Here is a 17,752-nt window from a genome sequence, read left to right on the forward strand (position 1 = left end):
GGACGGATTACACGCCACGGACACCACGATGAGCCTCGCCTCCGTCACCGCCTTCTTCGCCACCCACGCGCCCGACATCGCGATCGAGCGCTATGCCACCAGCACCGCGACCGTCGCCCTCGCCGCCCAGGCGCTGGGCGTGGCGCCGGGGCAGATCGCCAAGACGCTGTCGCTGCGTCTGGACGACGAGGTCGTGCTGCTCGTCGCGCGCGGCGACGCCCGCCTGGACAACCGCAAATACAAGGAGCGCTTCGGCCAGAAGGCCAAGCTGCTGAACCTCGACGAGGTGGAGATCGAAACGGGCCACCCGGTCGGCGGCGTATGCCCGTTCGGCCTGGCGCGGCCGCTGCGCGTGTTCTGCGATGTGTCGCTGCGCGCGTTCGGCGAGGTGTTTCCCGCCGCCGGCGCGCCCGATGCGGCCGTACGCATCACGCCCGAGCGTCTTGCTGTGCTGACGCACGCGGAATGGGTCGACGTCGCGCAGGACGTGGCCGTCACGGCCTGAGCGGCGTTACGCCTTGCGCGCCAAGCGCGCAATCAGGTCCGCCAGCGGCAACGGCCGGCAATACAGATAGCCCTGCATGCACGGCCGCCCGTTCTCCGCCAGGAAGCGCGCCTGCGCTTCCGTCTCGATGCCTTCCGCGACGACCCGCAGGCCTAGGTGGTCGGCCATCGCGAGGATCGTCTGCACGATTGCCGTGCCGTTCGCGTCGTGCGGCGTGTCGCGCATGAAGCTCTTGTCGATCTTGAGTTCGTACAGCGGCATCTTCTTCAGGTAGCCGAGGCTCGAATAGCCGGTGCCGAAATCGTCGATCGAGAAGCGGATACCCAGCGCCGCGAGTTCGCGCATCTTCGCCGTGATGGCGTCGAAGTCTTCCACGAGCAGGCCCTCCGTCACTTCGAACACGAATGCGTGCGGCGACACGCCCGTCTGGTCGAACGCGGCGCGCACCTGCGCGACGAAGTCCGCCTGGCGGAACTGGCGCGGGCTGACGTTGATGGACAGCTGCAGCGGATGCCCGGCCTGCTCCAGCGCCAGGCGCGCTTCGCAGGCCTGGCGCAGCACCCACTGGCCGAGGGGAACGATGAGACCCGTCGTTTCCGCCACGGGGATGAAGACGTCGGGCGGAACGAACGTGCCGTCGCCGCGGCGCCAGCGCATCAGCATCTCGGCGCCCACCGGCTGGCCCGCGTGGTCGACCTGCAGCTGCAGGTGCATGGACAGTTCGCCGTTGTCGAGTGCCGCGGACAGGTCGCGGCCCAGCGTGAGCTGGCGTTCGGCCGCGGCCAGCATGGGCGTCTCGAACACGGACACGCCGTTGCGCCCCGCCGCCTTCGCATGGTACATGGCGAGGTCGGCGTCGCGCAGCAGGTCGGCGACGGACTGGCCCGGCCGGGTCGGCAGCGCGACGCCGATGCTGGCCGTCGAGTGGTAGGTCTGGTCGTCGATCACGACGTCGTTGGACAACGCCGCGCGGATCTTGTCCGACACGCACAGCGCGGCGTTCGTCGCGGCGGCGGCATCCGGTCCCAGGCCGTCGAGCAGCACGACGAATTCGTCGCCGCCCAGGCGCGCCACCGTGTCGCCCTTGCGCACCACCTGGGCAAGAGTCTTCGCCGCGTGCTTGAGGAGCGCGTCGCCCGTCGCGTGGCCGCGCGCGTCGTTCACGTGCTTGAAGTTGTCCAGGTCGATGTACAGCACGGCGCCGAGCCCGCGTCCGGCGTTCGCCGCCGCGACCATCGCGTCCAGCCGCTCCGTCATCAGGCGCCGGTTGGGCAGGCCCGTGAGGACGTCGTAGTATGCGAGGCGGTGGATCGCATCGGCCGAGTGGCGGCGCTCGGTGATGTCGCGTCCCACGACGACCCAGTGGCTGATCCGGCCCGCGTCGTCCGTGAACGGCATCATTTCCATCTCGACCCAGTACGGGTCGCCGGACTTGGTGTAGTTGACCAGTTCCGCCGTCGCCCGCTGGCCGTTGCGCATCGACTCGACGATGCGGTCCACGACGGCCGGATCCGTGCCCGGCCCGTGCAGCACGCGCATGCTGCGGCCGACGATGTCGGCGTCGCCGTACCCCGTGCGGCGCTGGAACGCTTCGTTGGAAAAGATGATGGGCTGCTCGCGCTCGGGCGAGTCCACCGCCTTCGCGATCAGCACCATGTCGTTCAGGCGGGACAGCGCGGCCGACGTCAGGCGCAGTTCGGCGTTCAGCGCCTGCAGCGCGTCCTGCCCTCTCTCCAGCGACTTGGCGAAGCCGCGCACCTCGTCCAGCGATCGCGAGAGCCCCTTCAGCAAGGTGCTGCAGGTGAGCGTCAGCAGCGCGCCCACGCAGGTGAAATTGAGCGCGACGAGCAGCGATGTCACCAGCGGGTCGTGTCCCATGTCCACCAGCGCGGACTGGAAGTGGCCGATCCCGAGGATGAGGATCGTGGCGCTGGCGACGAGAGCCGCCAGCGCCGGCGCCGTCCCGAGCAGGATCGCCGCCAGCACGGGCGGCGCCATCAGGTAATTCTGGCTGAACGGTCCCACTTTGAACATCAGGCAGATGGCCACCATGTAGATGATGACCAGGAAGTTCAACACGCGGAAGGTGTATGGCAGGCGCTCCAGCCGCCACAGGACGAACAGCCAGGTCAGTGCGATGCCGTCCATCGCGGCCACGATCCATACGCCGTGGCGCACCACGACCGCCATGCTGGGAATGGCGGCGATCGTACCGAGGACGAGCACTATCCACAACAGGCGCGAGAAGATCCGCGCGCGCCATTGTGAAATGTCGTCTAACCCTAGCATCAACTGTATCCTCGGCCCGGCCAATGTTCTCGTAAGGAAACATTGTAAGGGGCAGACCGAGGATCTGTCACGTTCTTTACCGCAAGGTGTTGCAACAGCGTGACTGATAGTTCAATAACTCGGTCCGGGCTGACCGCTTCCCGCATCGCCGGCCACCCCGCCGCGGACGGCGCGCAACACCACCAGGCGCACGGGCTCCAGCGCGTTGGCGGGCTTGCCGTCCGTCGTCACGGCGAGGGCGATCGTATTGTCGCCGTTCGGGTCCAGGATGCCCGGCGGGATCACGAACACGCGCTGCGGCCCGACGTGGGCGATGAACTGCCCCATGTTCCAGCCGTTGACGAAGATGAGGGCGCGGTTGTCGCGGTCCGAGCGGGGCCGGGTCGTGTCGCCGAACGCGAGGCCCAGCTGCACGTCATGCCCGCGCGGCAGGTCCAGCTTCACATGCGCGCGCAGCCAGTAGGTGCCGGGTCCCGGCGGCGCGTCGCCGGGGCGCGCCGTCGACCAGCCCGCTCCCGGTGCGCCCGGCAGGTGCCAGAGCGCGCGCTCGCCGTACAAGCCGCCGTTGTTGAGCGGGCCGCGCATGCGGTCGGCGATGTCCTCGCCGCCGCTGTTGCCCTGGATGCGCCAGCGGATCGGCACCGCGAACCGCCGGCCGCCATGCGCCGTCAGCGACGCCGCGATCAACCCGCGCGCCTCGCGGTGGGCATCGTCCGCCATCAGGTCCCAGTTGTGCGAATCGTTGCGCACCATGACGGCGACGACGTGCGGCCCCGGCGCGAGCTTGCCGAGATCGAAGCGCACGCTGTCCGTCGTCTCCGGAAACGAGCGGCCCGTGTCCAGCTCGTGCTGGCCGAGGAAGCGCCCGTCGATCCACGCCTGCAGCATGCCCGCGCCCCCGCCGCCGTAGAAGAGTTCCAGCCGGTTCGCGGCCGCGTCGAGCGCGTCGAAACGGCCGCGATACCACACGTCGCCGTGATGAAAACCGTAGTCGCTCATCGCCAGCGTCGGCTGGCCGCGTTCCGGCAGCGTCCACGTCTGCGCGGCGGACGGGCGCCCGTCCGCCTGCACCCAGTCGCGGTCGTCGAAGCGGGGGCGCGCCTCGGGGCTGTCCATGCGCCGCGTCCACGCCAGCGTGCGCAGGTCCGGCACGGCGACGCGGTCCGGTCCCGCCAGGGTGCCCGCGCGCAGGCTGCCGTCAGGCTGGCGCGTCAGGCGCAGCGCCGCACCGTTGAACGAAGCCGCCGCGATGCCCGCAGGTCCCCAGATCTCGAGCCGGCTGTCGCTGTCCGTGTCGCCCGTCAGATGCAGGCGGCCGCCGTCGACGCGCGCGGTCCGGACCAGCGCCGGCGTCAGTTCGAGCACGCGGCCAGCCGGCGTGTCCTGCGTCCAGAAGCGCTGCGACGTGGCCTCGTCCGCGATCAAGAGCAGCAGCGGCGCCCGACCGCCGCCCGTGATGCGCACGCGCGCCAGGCCCGCATGCGCATACGCGAGCGTCAGGTCGCCCCGCGCCGCGTCGAACGTCGCACTGACGCTGCCCGCCAGCACCTCGACCCGCGGCGCCGACGCGTAGCGCAGCACGGTGTCGCCGTTCTCGCCGGCGCGGCCGTGCAGCAGCGCGACGTCGCGCGCAGTACCGTTCTCCTCGTCGCGGAAATGCGCCTGCAGCTCGGATGTGGAATACACGAGGTGCTGGCGCTCCATGTCGTACGCGGCCAGCAGCATTTTCGCGTCCTGCCCGCGCAGGCACGACGCGATCGTGTAGCGGCCGTCGCGCGTCTCCAGCTCGAACGAGAAGGCGTCATCCGTCAGCCGGTCGGACGGGCCGTGGACGGCGAACAGCACGTGCGTGCCGAGCTCCTGGTTGACGTTGTGGTACAGGCGAACAAGCGGCGACGTCGTCTTGATCTCCGGTCCCTTGTCCATGCGCGCCAGCACGGCGCCGGCCGCCTGCACGAACATGCCTTGCTGCTTCAGGGCCAGCGCCTTCGGTCGCAGCCCGCGGTCTTCCGCGATCGGCGCCCCGTAATCGTAGGATGTGTAGACGATGGGACCCGGCAGCCAGCCCCACGAGGTGCCGCCGAACGCCATATAGATGTTGTGGATCGTGATGCGGTTGATGAGGTTCGTCCCGTAGAACACGCGCTGGTAGCCCTTGCCCTGGCGTTCGGCCGTGCAGCCGTATGTCCCGTTCGAGCCCCAGTAATCGAACCAGCCGCCGCCGACTTCCGCCGCGAAGCCGGGCGTGTCCGGTGAGGACGGCGCGCCGGCCTTGGGACCGGGTGCCGCATAGATGCCCCAGTCGGGCGCCTTGTTCGGGCCCGTAGGATCCGCATGGACATCGCAGGCGCCGCCCGGGTAGCCGTCGAACGCATACAGGTCCGTCGGTCCAGGATTCGCCCACGGTGCGCTCGACGTTGGCGGCGTCCAGTCGGGCAGACGGCCGGCCGCGTTGTGGAAGAACGGGACCGTGATGCCGTCCGCGCGCGCCTTCGCGGCCAGGTGGGCCATCTGGCGCGCGTGCTTGGGCTCCACCTTCCCCAGTTCATTCTCGATCTGGTACGCGATGACGGTGCCGCCGCCCGTCGTCACCTGGTGGCGCGCGACGATGGCGTCGATCTGCGTCATCCATTCGTCGACGGCCGCGAGATAGGCCGGATCGTCCGTGCGGGCTTCCGCGCGGTTGCGGAACATCCAGCCCGGGAAGCCGCCGCCGGACAACTCGGCGTTGACGTACGGCCCCGTGCGCGCGATCACGTACATCCCCTCTTCTGCCGCGATCTCGAGTGCCCGCTCGACGTTGCGCACGCCGGAAAAGTCGTACACGCCGGGGGCCGGCGAGTGATACGCCCAGTCGAAATAGAACGATACGCCGTTGAAGCCGAGCGCCTTCATCTTCTGGATCACGTCGCGCCACTGCGCGGGATCCGGCAGGCGGAACGGGTGGATCTCGCCCGACCACACGACGACGCGCTTGCCGCCGACGGTCAAGGAGTACTGGTCCCAGCCGACTTGTTGCGGCGCGCGTGCCGGCTTGACGGCGGCGACGTCGCCCGCCCGCTCGGCCAGCACGGCCGGCGATCGCACGCCCGCCGCGACGCCGGTCAGGGCCCGCTTCGGCGTCCACGTCTGCAAGCCGTCGTCGCTGTCCGCCCGCCACGCGTGGCCGGCCGCATCGGCGAAGACGGCGCGCCAATGCCCGTCGGGCAGGCGCACGAGGCTGGCGCCGGCGGCCGCCGGTCCCCAGGCGTCGACGGCGCGTTCCACGGTCCACGGACCGCCGACGTCGCGCGCCCGCGCCAGCGCGAGGAGGCCGTCGGCGCGCCGGCGCACGAGAGCCACATAACCGTCGCCATCGACGACGATGGCCGCATCGTCGTGCGTGTCCTGCAAGCCTGCCAAGGGACGCGGCGCCGGCCAGCGGGCCAGGCCGGCGTCGGGCGCCAGCAGCACCGGCCGATACGGCGCCGCACCACCGTGGGACAACGCCACGACGAGCGTCAAGCTGCCGTCGCGCGCGCGCAGCCAGCGCGGCGTGCGCACGGGCCCCGGCATCGGCACGGACCGCACGTACGTCCAGTGTTTGAGGTCGGGCGAGCGCGCCAGGCCGATCCCGCTGCCGTCGCCGTCCGCATACGCGACCCAGTACGCGCCGTCGTGGCGCGCGATCGCCGGGTCGCGCAGCACGCCGCGCGGCGGCGCGTACGCTTCCGACGCCTGCGTGACGAATCGCGTCCCGTCGTCCGAGCGGAACACGCTCAACCGGTCCGGCAGGCCCGGCGCGACGGCGGCCATCAGCCACACGGTATCCGCCGCCTGCCGGCGGTCCTGCGCCGGGGCCGCCGTGCCGGACGATTGCGGAATGCCCAGTTCCTGCGCGGCGGCCGCCATGCCGACGATGGCCGCGCACAGGCCGGCGAGAATGTGCGCCGCGACGCCGACGCGCCACGCGGCGCGGTCGCGGCAGCACTTCACGGCGACGGCAAGGCCGGCGCGCGGCGGCGCGCGCCGTGGGATGGAACTGGGCACCGGTTGTCTCCTTTGATTGTGCAGCGCGCACGCGATGAGCGCGGATGCGTGCCGCCGTCCATATTGTGCCGCCTGCGCGAGCGCCGTTGTCGGTTCGCCATGCAAGCGCTCAATAACGTGATTATTGCCGCGATCCGGCCGGAAGACCGGTTCGCGGCGCGATCCTTGGCGCTACCATGCCCCCGTCAATATGACCCTACGAGAAGTCGATAACAACATGGAGACAACAACGATGCGTTCACCTTCCCACTCCCGGGCCCTTCATCCTCTGGCACGCCGCACCGGCGTCAGCCTCGGCGTGCTGGCCATGCTCGCCTCGCTGCACGCGCACGGCCAGGAGACGGCGGCCGCCGCCGACGCCGCCCCGGCCGCGACGACAACCGCCGACGGCAAATCGACGGACAGCGTCGTCGTCGTGACGGGCTTTCGCGCAAGCCTGAACAGCGCCCTGAACACGAAGAAGAACAGCGACGGCATCGTCGACGTCATCAAGGCCGAGGACATCGCCAAGTTCCCCGACGCGAACCTGGCCGAATCGCTGCAGCGCGTGCCCGGCGTGGCGCTGGCGCGCGGCGACGGCGGCGAAGGCAAGCAGATCACCGTGCGCGGCCTGAACGCGGGCTTCACGCGCGTGCGCATCAACGGCATCGAGGGCGTGGCGGCGACGGGCGCGTCCGACATCAACGGCAGCACCAACCGCGGCCGCGGCTTCGACTTTTCCGTGTTCGCGTCCGAACTGTTCAACAGCCTGGAAGTGCGCAAGACGTCGGAAGCGGACATCGAGGAAGGCTCGCTGGGCGCCACGGTCGACCTGCGCACGGCGCGCCCGTTCGACTTCAAGGGCCGCACGTTCAGCATCGGCGGCCAGGAAAGCCACAACTCCCTGTCCGGAAAGACGCAACCGCGCGTGACGGCGCTGCTGTCGGACCGCTGGGACACCGGCTACGGCAAGGTCGGCGCGCTGCTGTCGGCCGCGTACTCGAAACGCCGCGCCACCGAGGAAGGCTACGAGGCCGTGGAACTGCTTTCCGCGAGCAATGACGGCGGCTTCTGTTCGCCGGTCGGGGTGACGCCGCAGAACCCGGGCAACGACGCCGTCAAGGGCATCACGGCGACGACGTGCGGCACCGGCATGCCGCGCACGCTTGACCCGACCGCGTACAACAACGTCATGGGCCGCAAGGACAATTACGGCGGCACGGTCGCGAATCCGGCCCCCGGCTCGGGCGCGTTCGCCCCGCGCATCCCGCGCTACCGCCGCTCGCAGACGGACTACGAGCGCACCGGCATCACCAACTCCTACCAGTGGCGCAATGCGGACAGCGAATTGAATCTGGACCTCATGTACGGCAAGTTCGCGAACAAGCGCTACGACAACTACATCGAGGCGATCTCGTTCGGCCGCAACCTGGGATCGAACGGCAAGCCGCAGACGTCGATCCTCGACGCCCACTTCGACCAGAACGGCAGCTGGGACTACGGCAAGTTCAACGGCGTCGACGTGCGCACGGAAGGCCTGCTCGACGTCTTCACGACCAAGTTCCGCCAGCACGTGCTGTCCGGCAGCCACAAATTCAGCGACACCGTGAAGGCCGACTTCATGGCCGGCAACTCGAACTCGAACCTGAACGAGCCGATGCGCGCCACCGTGCAGTTCGACGCGCCAAACGTGAACGGCTTCGCCTGGGACTTCCGCGACAACCGCAACGTCCCGACGCTCAACTTCGGCATCGACGTGGCGAATCCGGCCAACTTCCAGTTCGCCCCGCAGGACGCCGCCGGCAACGTGCGCGGCATGTTCGTGGGCCGCTACCTGGACACGACCAACAAGCTGCAGACGCAGGCCGCCAACCTGCACTGGGAAATCAACGACCACCTGACGAGCCACGTCGGCATCTCCAGCCGCAAGAACATCTGGACCAACTACGAGATCGGCGACAGCGCCAACGCCGTGGCGCTGCCGGCGGGCGTGTCGATGGCCGACATCTCGCGCCAGATCAGCGGCTTCGGTTCCGGCCTTGGCGGAACCGGCGTGCCGTCGTCGTGGGCCGCGGTCGACCTGCCGAAATTCCTCGGCGTCGTCAACACCGAGTGCCACTGCGACGCGGTCCCGGGTTCGCAGTACAACTACCTGAACCAGACCAACCGCCGCGTCGAGGAAAAGATCGACGCGTTGTACGGCATGGTCGACTTCAACTACGACTTCGCCAACATCACCTGGCGCGGCAACGTCGGCGTGCGCGGCGCGGAAACCACCGCCACCTCGACGGCGATGATCAACGTGCAGGGCAAGCTGCAGCCGAATACGGGCACGAAGAAATACCGCGACTGGCTGCCCGCGTTCAACCTGACGGCGCAGCTGCCGAAGGACGTGTTCCTGCGCTTCTCGGCCGGCAGGACACTGTCGCGCCCCGAGTACACGGACCTGGCCCCGAACGCCACCGTGTCGCCGATCTCGCAATCGGTCTCGATCGGCAACCCGAACCTCGACCCGATCCGCGCCAACACCTACGACCTGCAGGCCGAGTGGTATTACGCGAAGAACGCGATGATCTCGCTCGGGCACTTCCGCAAGGACATCAAGAGCTTCATCCAGAGCGTCAACGAGCGCGTGCCCTACAACACGCTCGGCCTGCCCAACGAACTCCTGATCCTGAACGGCTGCTCGCTGACGGGCGCCCCGATCTGCCAGACCTTGCCCACGACGGAAGTCAACGTGAGCCGCAAGGTCAACACCGCGGGCGGTCCGCTCAAGGGCTACGAATTCAACCTGCAGGCGCCGTTCAGCTTCCTGCCCGGCCTCTGGAGCAATTTCGGCCTGCTCGCGAACGCGACGCGCGTGAAGTCGCGCATCACGTACATCACGCGCGTGGACAACCCGGCCACGCCGCAGAACGAGCAGCTGACGCAGGTCGCGGACTTCACGGGCCTGTCGCCGCGCACGCACAACCTCACCCTGTACTACGAGGATGCGAAGTTCAGCGCGCGCGTGTCGGCGGCGCACCGCTCCAGCTACATCTACGCGGTGCTGGGCGACGTGGCCGGCCACGACTACACGATGGTGGACGGCTCGACCAATATCGACATGAGTGTGTCGTACAACATCACGCCGCAGTTGCGCCTGTCGCTGGAAGGCCAGAACCTGAACGACACGCCGCTGCGCTACGGCCGCGACACGCAGCGCAACGACACGCTGCTGTACGTGCACTCGGGCCGCTCGTTCGTGCTGGGGCTGAACTACAAGTACTGATCGCCCCCGGCCAGGCGCTTTCCCGCGGCCCCGCCGCGGGAAAGCGCGAACCTTGGCGCGCGGCGATCTGGTATGCTCTCCGTTTTCCGACATCGCTTGCGCGTCATGTATACCCTGTCCCGCGTCACCCCCGTCCTGCGCATCTTCGACGAAGCGAAGGCGCGCGAATTCTATATCGATTTCCTCGGCTTCAAGGTCGATTGGGAGCACCGCTTCGAGGGCGGCGACTACCCCGTCTACATGCAGGTCTCGCTGGGCGACTGCGTACTGCACCTGTCCGAGCACTACGGCGACGGCAGCCCGGGCGCGTCGATCCGCGTCGCCGTGCGCGACCTCGACGGCTATCACGCCACGCTGCTGGCCAAGGAATTCAAGTATTCGCGCCCCGGCATCCAGACGATGCCGTGGGGGACGCGCGAGATGACGATCCGCGATCCGTCGCATAACCGCCTGTCGTTCGAAGAACCGGTAACGCCCGAGGCTTGACGCCCGACCGGTACAGTTTGCGCCGGACCGGCGATACAGTGCCGGTCACATTTCGCCGACTGTTCCTGTCCCCGCACGGCGCCGCCACGTAGACTCGTCGCATCTTCACACCGCGAGATCCCCATGGCACGCCACCCGTTCAAAACCGTCGACGTCTTCACCGCCATCCCGTTCCAGGGCAATCCGCTCGCCGTCGTCTTCGATGCGGACGACCTCTCGACCGCGCAGATGCAACGGATCGCCAACTGGACGAACCTGTCCGAAACGACGTTCGTGCTGCGGCCGACACAGGCCGGCGCCGACTACCGCGTGCGCATCTTCACGCCCGGCGCCGAGCTGCCGTTCGCCGGCCATCCCACGATCGGCACCGCGCACGCGCTGCTGGAAGCGGGCGCGATCGCCCCGCGCGGCGGCCGCATCCATCAGGAATGCGCGGCGGGCCTGGTCCGGCTGGACATCCGGCATGCGATCGACGGCGCGCGCTGGCTGTCGTTCGAGCTGCCGCCGCACACCATCACGCCGCTGGACGACGCCGCCGCCGCCGAACTGGCGCAGATCCTCGGCACGCCGCTGGTGGCGCCGCCCCGCCTCGTCGACGCCGGTGCGCGCTGGGTCGTCGCGCAGCTGCCGGATGCCGCCGCCGTGCTGGCCGCCACGCCGGACCTTTACCGCATGAAGGCCCGCGACAAGGACAGCGGGAACACCGGCGTGATCGTCTTCGGCCCGCACGCCGCCGGCAGCGCCGCACGCATCGAAGTGCGCGCCTTCGCCCCCGCGCACGGCATCGACGAGGATCCCGTCTGCGGCAGCGGCAACGGCGCCGTCGCGGCCTACCTGCGCCATACGGGCCAGGTCGACGCGTTCGGATCGGACTTCCTGTCCAGCCAGGGCGCGGCGCTCGGACGGGCCGGCATCGTGCGCCTGACCATCGGCGCCGCTGCGATCGGCGTCGGCGGCAATGCGGTCACCTGCGTGGACGGCCATCTGGCCTTTTGATCGGCCTTTTGATCGCGCTTGATCGGGCGCCGCGTTCCGGCTACGCTGGCGGCTTCGCTCACGACATCGAAGGACGAACATGGCAACGGATCGCAGCTTCATCGACTATGTCGCGGAAGTGGTGGGACTGGGCGCGCGGCTGACGCACAGGAAGATGTTCGGCGAATATGCGCTGTACGTGGACGACAAGGTGGTCGCCTTCGCCTGCGACGGCAGCCTGTTCGTCAAGCCGTCCGAGGCCGCTGCACGCCTCGCGCCCGACCTGCCGCAAGGGCCGCCCTACCCCGGCGCGAAGGATTATCCGGTCGCCGACGAATTGCTCGACGATCCGGAAGCGTTGCGCCGGCTGCTGCTGGAAACGGCGGCGGCCATGCCCCCGCCCAAGCCGAAAAAGCCTGCTGGCACCCGCACCAAACGGGCGCCGCGATGAATGTTAGTTATCGATATCATTTCGTACGGAAGCTGTGCTAGCATGACGAACTTTCCACTTCATCCACGACACCGATGCGCGTTCCAGTCCGTTACCTTGCCGCCCTGATTCCCGCCTTGTCGATCGCGTGCGCCGCGCAGGCGACGACGCCGCCGGTGGGCCGTCCCATCTCGTCCCGTTTCAACGCCGACCCGTCGCCCCACTGGTTCCCCGCCGCGAAAGGCTTTTATCTGTATGCGACGGACGACGCGTCGAACTCCGGCAAATACTGGGATTCCGTGACGTGGCGGCTGTACACGTCGCCGGACATGACGACGTGGCGCGACGCCGGCGCGCCGCTCGCCGTCACCGTGTTCAAATGGGCGCGGCCGGGCGCCAAGGCCTGGGCTCCGGAGGCTGCGTACCGCAACGGGAAGTATTATTTCTATGCGCCCGTCGGCGGCGACAAGATCGGCGTCGCCGTGTCCGACCGGCCCGACGGCGGCTTCGTCGACGCCCGCAACGATCCGCTCGTCGATCGCGAGCGCGACGTGAATGCGGGCGACGAGCCGATCGATCCGGCCGTGTTCGTCGACAAGGACGGGCAGGCGTATATGTATTTCGGCACGCGCGTGCCGAAGGTCGTGAAGCTGAAGCCCGACATGATCTCGCTGGACGGCCCGATCCGGATCGTCAAGATCGACGGCCTGCCCGCGTCGGACCCGAGGAAGAAATACGGCGAGGCGCCATTCATGCACGAGCATGACGGCACCTATTACTTCACGTTTTCGTCCGGCTGGCCGGGCCAGATCCTGTACGCGACGGCCAGTTCCCCGCTCGGCCCCTTCACCTACCGGGGCGTCGTCATCGACTACCTGAAGATCTCGACGAACCACCAGGCCATCCTCGAACACGACGGCAAGAGCTGGGTGTTCTACCACGACGCCCTGCTGCCGGGCGGCGGCGGCTACCGCCGTTCGATCGCCATCGCGCCGCTGGAATACGGCGCGGACGGCTCGATCAAACAGGTGGCGGTGACGCCCGGCCAGCCGAACGACTGACCGGGTCCGGCGCGTCAGGCGGCTGTCTTGCCGGACAGGCGCTTGAGGCGCTCCAGCGCGCTCTCGCCGGCGGTCTCCGGCTGGCTCACGGACTTGCGGATCGCATCGAGTTCCGCCTGCTGGTCCAGCGGCTTCTGGCCGATGTCGGCGACGATGCGCAGGCCCGACGCCTCGTTCGTCACGGCCTGGGCGCGGCGCGTCAGGGCGGAGAGGGCCGTCGAGTTGCCGTGCATGCTCGTCAGGCCGTTCAACTGTTCCTGGCGCTCGATGCGCAGTTCCTGCAAGTCCTTCTGGGCCTTGGCCGCGGCCAGCGCCTGCATCGCCTTTTTCGCCTGGGCGTCGAATTCGGCCAGCTGCCTGGACAGCGCGTCGACGATCTTCTGCAGCTCGTCCATATAGGCCTTCGCATCCGCTTCTTCCTGGATTTCCTGCGGCAGGCGCGCCTTGTTCGCTTCCAGCTCGTCGCAGAACATCGTCACGGTCGCTTCCGAGATCGTGCCGGCAGCCAGGCGCTCGGCCAGCTTTTCGGCGGCCCGTTCATCGCCCGCGATCAGGTTCTGCAGGTTCACGACGTCGCCGTGTTCCTTGTCGAACGACGCGCGCGCCGTCGCCAGCAGTTGCGCGGTCTCGCGCAGCGTGGCGACCAGGCGGTCGCGGTCCGCCTCGGTCGCGGTCTCGGGGTCGAAGTTGGCGATGACTTCGGCGATGCGGTTGCCTAAAGCGCCGAAATGCTTCGTGACCAGCCGTGCGGTCAGGCCCCATCCACTAGCGTTGCTCATTGTTGTTCCTTTCGTGCCTGATGAAAACGTTCTAAAAGTCAGGAACCTCGAAAAACCGTCGCGAGCGACAGCAGTGTTGCCTGAGAAGCGCAGCTGTACGAGGAGTACAGCGGGCATCGCAAGGCGACAATGCAACGCGCAGCAGGTTTTCCGACGTTCCCTACTGGATGACGATGCGTTCCTGCTCCACCGGGATGCCGATGACGAAGTCGACATGGATGCCGCGCTTGCCCGCGTCGCCGTCGACGCTCTCCACGATCTCCGTCGTGATCAATAAATATTCGCGGCTGCCGTCCGCCAACTGGCGCACGTACGGCATGAAATACATCTCCTGGCGCAGGCCGCGCATGCCCCCGGCGTCGTCGATGCGCGTCTCACGGCCATGGAACGGGGCGACGAATTGCGCGTCGGGGGCGCCGGCGTCGCAGGTGTAATCCAGGCGGTCTGCGGTACCGAAGACGGTTTCCAGTCCGGCCGCGTCCAGCATGTCGGCCAGCTGTTCGCGCCACAGCGTATAGCCCGCGTCACCCAGCCCGTAGCCCGCGGTGCCCATGTACGCGTCCTGGTCGTCGGCCGTCTCGGGAATCACGCGCGCCAGCTGCGTGCAGTACAAGACCTCGGCCACCTTGCCGTCGTCGCCGCAGAACACTTGCAGGAATTTTTCCTTCGCGTCGCCCTCGCCCTTGTCAAGGTAGAGGCGGTACAGTTCCGTGTCGGGCTCGAGGCGGATCTGCGACACCGCGAGGATGCGCGTGTCGGCGGCCGACGGCTGCGCGATCAGCGAGCCGTTCGTCTGCGCGCGGATGACCGGCGACATTTGAAGCTGCACGACGCTGCCGATGCGCGCGCCCAGCGGCACGCCGTCGTCGGCGTGATGTTCGTCCTGCGTCACCCCCTTGTCGGCCGCGACGGCACGCACGTAGCTGAAGACATCCTTCCAGGCCATCGTCTCAATTCCTTTCGAACGAATAATTCGGTTTCTTGGCTTCGCGGCCGCGGCGCAGGCGGCGCCACGCGAAATACAGCCCCCAGCCGGCGAGCGCCAGCACGCACAAGGTCACGAACACGCCGAGGAACGACGTGCCGCCGCCGTGCGCGGGCGCCGATCCGCCGCCCGGCGTGGTCGGATACCCGCCGGGATACCCGTTGTTGTTCGCATGCGCGCCGCGCACGGCGTTCGCCAGCACGGCGCCCGCGATCACGTGACCGAGGCCGCTGTCCTGGCGGACGATGATCGGCGCCTGCGGCTGCTGAGGTGGCGCAGGCTGCGGTGGAGGTGCATACGTCGGCGCGGGCTGGGACGAAGCCCCGCGTTCGTAACCCGGCACCGGCCGCGTATCGCGCGCCGCATCGGACTGCGCCTGGCGCCGCGCATCCAGCGTGCGCAGCGCATTCGCTTCCGCTGCGTTCCTGTTCAGGTTTTGCGACAGCGCGGAATCGGATTTCTGCGGTGCGGCCGCCGCGCCGCCGAACGAGCCGAATCCGCCCGGCGACCGGGCCGGCGCCGCCGGCTGCGCCGGGGCATCGGTCGGCGACGACCGCCGGCCGAACGAGCCGAAGCTGCCCGGCTTCGCCGACGAATACGACGGCGTGGGCGATGCCGGATGCTGCGACGAGAAGCCGCTCTTGAAGGAACCCGACGACGTCGCCGGCCTGGCGCCGGCGTCGCCGACGTGGGCCAGCGGCAGCGACAGCGACAGCGACAGGACGAATGCGACTGGATAAGTCTTCAGCATGGTCAGGAAGGCGATCGAAAGTTAGAATAAGCTTAACGACCGGATGGTCGCACGCAACGGTAAAATTAGCAAAGGATTACCATGACCCGCCGTTACCTCGACATGAACCAGCACGACGCGCTCTATACGGTAGCGCGCAAATATCCGGGCGGTATTGATGCGCTCGCGCGCGAGCTGGGGATGTCGGCCAACGTCCTGCGCAACAAGCTGTCGCCGACGATCGCGTCGCACTACCCGTCGTTCGAGGAGGTGTCGCTGATCGTCGAGTGCTGCCACAAGGCGGGCGTGCCGGACGCGCACCTGCCGCTGCACGCGCTGCTGGTGCGCCACGGGATGGCGGCCTTCGTCGTGCCGCAGCCGGACGCGGCGCGCCAGGACGACCTGTCACAGACCGTCTGCCGCGTGATGAGCGATGTGGGCGCCGTGGCCGAGGCGGTGTCCGCCGCCCTGCTCGACGGCATCGTCACCCCGGCCGAGGCCGACCTGATCGAACGTAAATTTCAAGCCGCGCTGTCGGCGCTGGGCGCCTGGCGCGCGCGTCTGCGCCAGGAGACCGGGGCGGGAATCCGCTGATCAGGAACGCAGGCGGCGTGCGGGCGCCGCCTCGTCGTCGCGGGCGGCGCTGCGCAGCGAGCGCAAAGACAGCCCGCGGCCGCCGAACGCCAGCGCGAGGATGCCGATGAGTTCAAACGCCGACATCGTGCGCAGCAATATGTTCACGGACGCGATCGCGCCGAACACGAGGCACGCGAACGCGCCGACCGACGGGAGCCAGCCCGGCGCGCTCTTGGCGTCATGGAAGATCATCGCGATGCCGATCGCGAGGGGAACCAGGACGATCCCGCCCGTGATGCCATAGCCGCCCACCCCGAACAGGCGCGTGCCGAGGCCGAAGCTGGCGCTCACCACGACGCTGTTCAGCAGCAGATAGAAGCCGCCGCACATCAGGATCAGGCCGAGGAAAAACTGGCCCGTGCCGCCGCTCGTTCCGCCCGCACCGTTCATGGTGTCCTCCGTCTTTGGTGTTGCGACGGCGACAACGAGACCAGACGTTCCGGTCACATTGCCAGTGGGCCGGACGGTAAACCCAATGATCTATTACCGGGGCATATCCGCGACCGGTTCGCCAAAATCCGGCATGCCGTCCGGCCGCCAGCGGATGGCCTGCGCGCGCGTGTGGCGGTTCGGGTCGTGCAGCGAGTCGCCCTGGATCTCGCGGTAGTTGCGCGCGTGGTAGACCAGCACGTCGGTCTTGCCGTCCGGCGTCGTCGTGAACGCATTGTGGCCCGGGCCCCACTGGCCGTTCTTCTCGCTGCTCTTGAAGACGGGTTCCGGCAGCTTGGTCCACGATTTCTGGTCGAGCAGGTCGGCGTCCGCCGGCGCGCTGATCATGCCGAGGCAGTAGTTCGCATCCGTGGCGCTCGCGGAGAATGTGATGAACACGCGGCCGTGGCTGACCAGCACGGCGGGCCCCTCGTCGACGGCGAACTTCACCTTCTCCCATGCATATTCCGGTTTCGACAGCAGCACGGCCGGGCCCTTGATCGACAGCGGCGTGTCCATCTTCGCGATGTAGATGTTGGTGCCGGGGCTGGAGTCGGGCGCCGTCTGCGTCCACACGAGGTAGCGCTGGCCGCGGTGTTCGAACGTGGTGGCGTCCAGCGAGAACGACTCCCAGCCCGTCTTGACCTGGCCGCGCTCGACCCACTCGCCCTGGAACGGATCGGCGGACGCGTTTTCCAGCGCGTACAGGCGGATTTCCCACGGATGTTCCGCGCTGCCGGCCGTGAAATAGATATACCACTTGCCGTCGATGCGGTGCATTTCCGGCGCCCAGATATGCGCGCCCATCACGCCGGTCGCATGCTTGCGCCACACGGTCTGCGCCGGCGCCGCGCCCAGGTCGTCGAGCGATCGGGCGCGGCGGATCTCGATGCGGTCGTATTCCGGCACGGTTGCCGTGAAGTAGTACCAGCCGTCCGGCTGCAGGCTGACCTGCGGATCGGCGCGCTGCAGCACCAGCGGGTTGTGGAACACGGGTTGCGCGGCGCGGGCGGGCGACAACGCGGCGGAAAGGCACAAGGCCAGCGCCGGCAAGGCGCGGACGGTAAAGCGAGACATCGATACTCCCGATAAGGTCAGCTTCGCGATGATAGCCCCGAGGCGGACGAGCGGCCAATGAATTTTTTCGCGCCACCGATACTTTTTATGT

General features: G+C 68.3%; 14 protein-coding genes. 7 read left to right on the forward strand and 7 right to left on the reverse strand.

All coding sequences use genetic code 11. The annotated features are described in order from the left end of the window. Positions 1-28: 28 nt before the first annotated feature. Positions 29-505, forward strand: coding sequence for a YbaK/EbsC family protein (locus tag BVG12_RS06200; RefSeq protein ID WP_075791662.1), 477 nt, complete (start codon positions 29-31; stop codon positions 503-505). A 6-nt stretch (positions 506-511) separates the two neighbouring features. Here the strand turns inward: BVG12_RS06200 and BVG12_RS06205 are convergent, their stop codons facing one another. Beyond that, entirely contained in the window at positions 512-2,794 is a 2,283-nt protein-coding gene (locus BVG12_RS06205) for a putative bifunctional diguanylate cyclase/phosphodiesterase (protein WP_075791663.1), read from the reverse strand. Positions 2,795-2,905: 111 nt separating this feature from the next. Further along, the gene (locus tag BVG12_RS06210) at positions 2,906-6,823 is read right to left on the reverse strand and encodes a beta-galactosidase (RefSeq protein WP_229503822.1); all 3,918 of its coding nucleotides are present in this window, start codon (positions 6,821-6,823) and stop codon (positions 2,906-2,908) included. A gap of 232 nt (positions 6,824-7,055) precedes the next feature. Here BVG12_RS06210 and BVG12_RS06215 point away from each other — a divergent pair, with 232 nt between their 5' ends. The 5 genes from BVG12_RS06215 (at position 7,056) to BVG12_RS06235 (ending at position 13,025) form a co-directional block, all read left to right on the forward strand. Then, positions 7,056-10,073: a TonB-dependent receptor gene (locus BVG12_RS06215; RefSeq protein WP_075791664.1), complete on the forward strand. Its 3,018-nt coding sequence runs from the start codon at positions 7,056-7,058 to the stop codon at positions 10,071-10,073. A gap of 105 nt (positions 10,074-10,178) precedes the next feature. Then, entirely contained in the window at positions 10,179-10,559 is a 381-nt protein-coding gene (locus tag BVG12_RS06220; RefSeq protein ID WP_075791665.1) for a glyoxalase superfamily protein, read from the forward strand. Between the two features lie 123 nt (positions 10,560-10,682). Next, positions 10,683-11,555 (forward strand): PhzF family phenazine biosynthesis protein, encoded by an 873-nt coding sequence (locus BVG12_RS06225; RefSeq protein ID WP_075791666.1) that lies wholly within the window; start codon positions 10,683-10,685, stop codon positions 11,553-11,555. 79 nt (positions 11,556-11,634) lie between these two features. Beyond that, positions 11,635-11,985, forward strand: a complete 351-nt coding sequence (locus tag BVG12_RS06230; RefSeq protein WP_075791667.1) for a TfoX/Sxy family protein — start codon at positions 11,635-11,637, stop codon at positions 11,983-11,985. A gap of 74 nt (positions 11,986-12,059) precedes the next feature. After that, on the forward strand, positions 12,060-13,025 hold the full coding sequence (locus BVG12_RS06235) for a family 43 glycosylhydrolase (protein WP_083684666.1): 966 nt from the start codon (positions 12,060-12,062) through the stop codon (positions 13,023-13,025). 14 nt (positions 13,026-13,039) lie between these two features. Here the strand turns inward: BVG12_RS06235 and BVG12_RS06240 are convergent, their stop codons facing one another. From BVG12_RS06240 to BVG12_RS06250, 3 genes are all read right to left on the reverse strand, one after another. Further along, positions 13,040-13,804: a hypothetical protein gene (locus tag BVG12_RS06240; RefSeq protein ID WP_075791668.1), complete on the reverse strand. Its 765-nt coding sequence runs from the start codon at positions 13,802-13,804 to the stop codon at positions 13,040-13,042. A 160-nt stretch (positions 13,805-13,964) separates the two neighbouring features. Then, the gene (locus BVG12_RS06245; RefSeq protein WP_075791669.1) at positions 13,965-14,750 is read right to left on the reverse strand and encodes a DUF2491 family protein; all 786 of its coding nucleotides are present in this window, start codon (positions 14,748-14,750) and stop codon (positions 13,965-13,967) included. 4 nt (positions 14,751-14,754) lie between these two features. Beyond that, entirely contained in the window at positions 14,755-15,540 is a 786-nt protein-coding gene (locus BVG12_RS06250) for a hypothetical protein (RefSeq protein WP_075791670.1), read from the reverse strand. A gap of 81 nt (positions 15,541-15,621) precedes the next feature. Between BVG12_RS06250 and BVG12_RS06255 the strand changes: the two genes are divergently transcribed. Continuing rightward, the gene (locus tag BVG12_RS06255) at positions 15,622-16,113 is read left to right on the forward strand and encodes a phage regulatory CII family protein (protein ID WP_075791671.1); all 492 of its coding nucleotides are present in this window, start codon (positions 15,622-15,624) and stop codon (positions 16,111-16,113) included. Here the strand turns inward: BVG12_RS06255 and BVG12_RS06260 are convergent, their stop codons facing one another. Continuing rightward, positions 16,114-16,545 (reverse strand): hypothetical protein, encoded by a 432-nt coding sequence (locus BVG12_RS06260; RefSeq protein ID WP_075791672.1) that lies wholly within the window; start codon positions 16,543-16,545, stop codon positions 16,114-16,116. A 93-nt stretch (positions 16,546-16,638) separates the two neighbouring features. Continuing rightward, a complete protein-coding gene (locus BVG12_RS06265) occupies positions 16,639-17,661 on the reverse strand; it encodes a glycoside hydrolase family 43 protein (protein ID WP_075791673.1) in 1,023 nt (340 codons plus the stop codon). Positions 17,662-17,752 lie beyond the last annotated feature (91 nt).

This window comes from Massilia putida (genome assembly GCF_001941825.1).
Classification (GTDB): domain Bacteria; phylum Pseudomonadota; class Gammaproteobacteria; order Burkholderiales; family Burkholderiaceae_D; genus Telluria; species Telluria putida.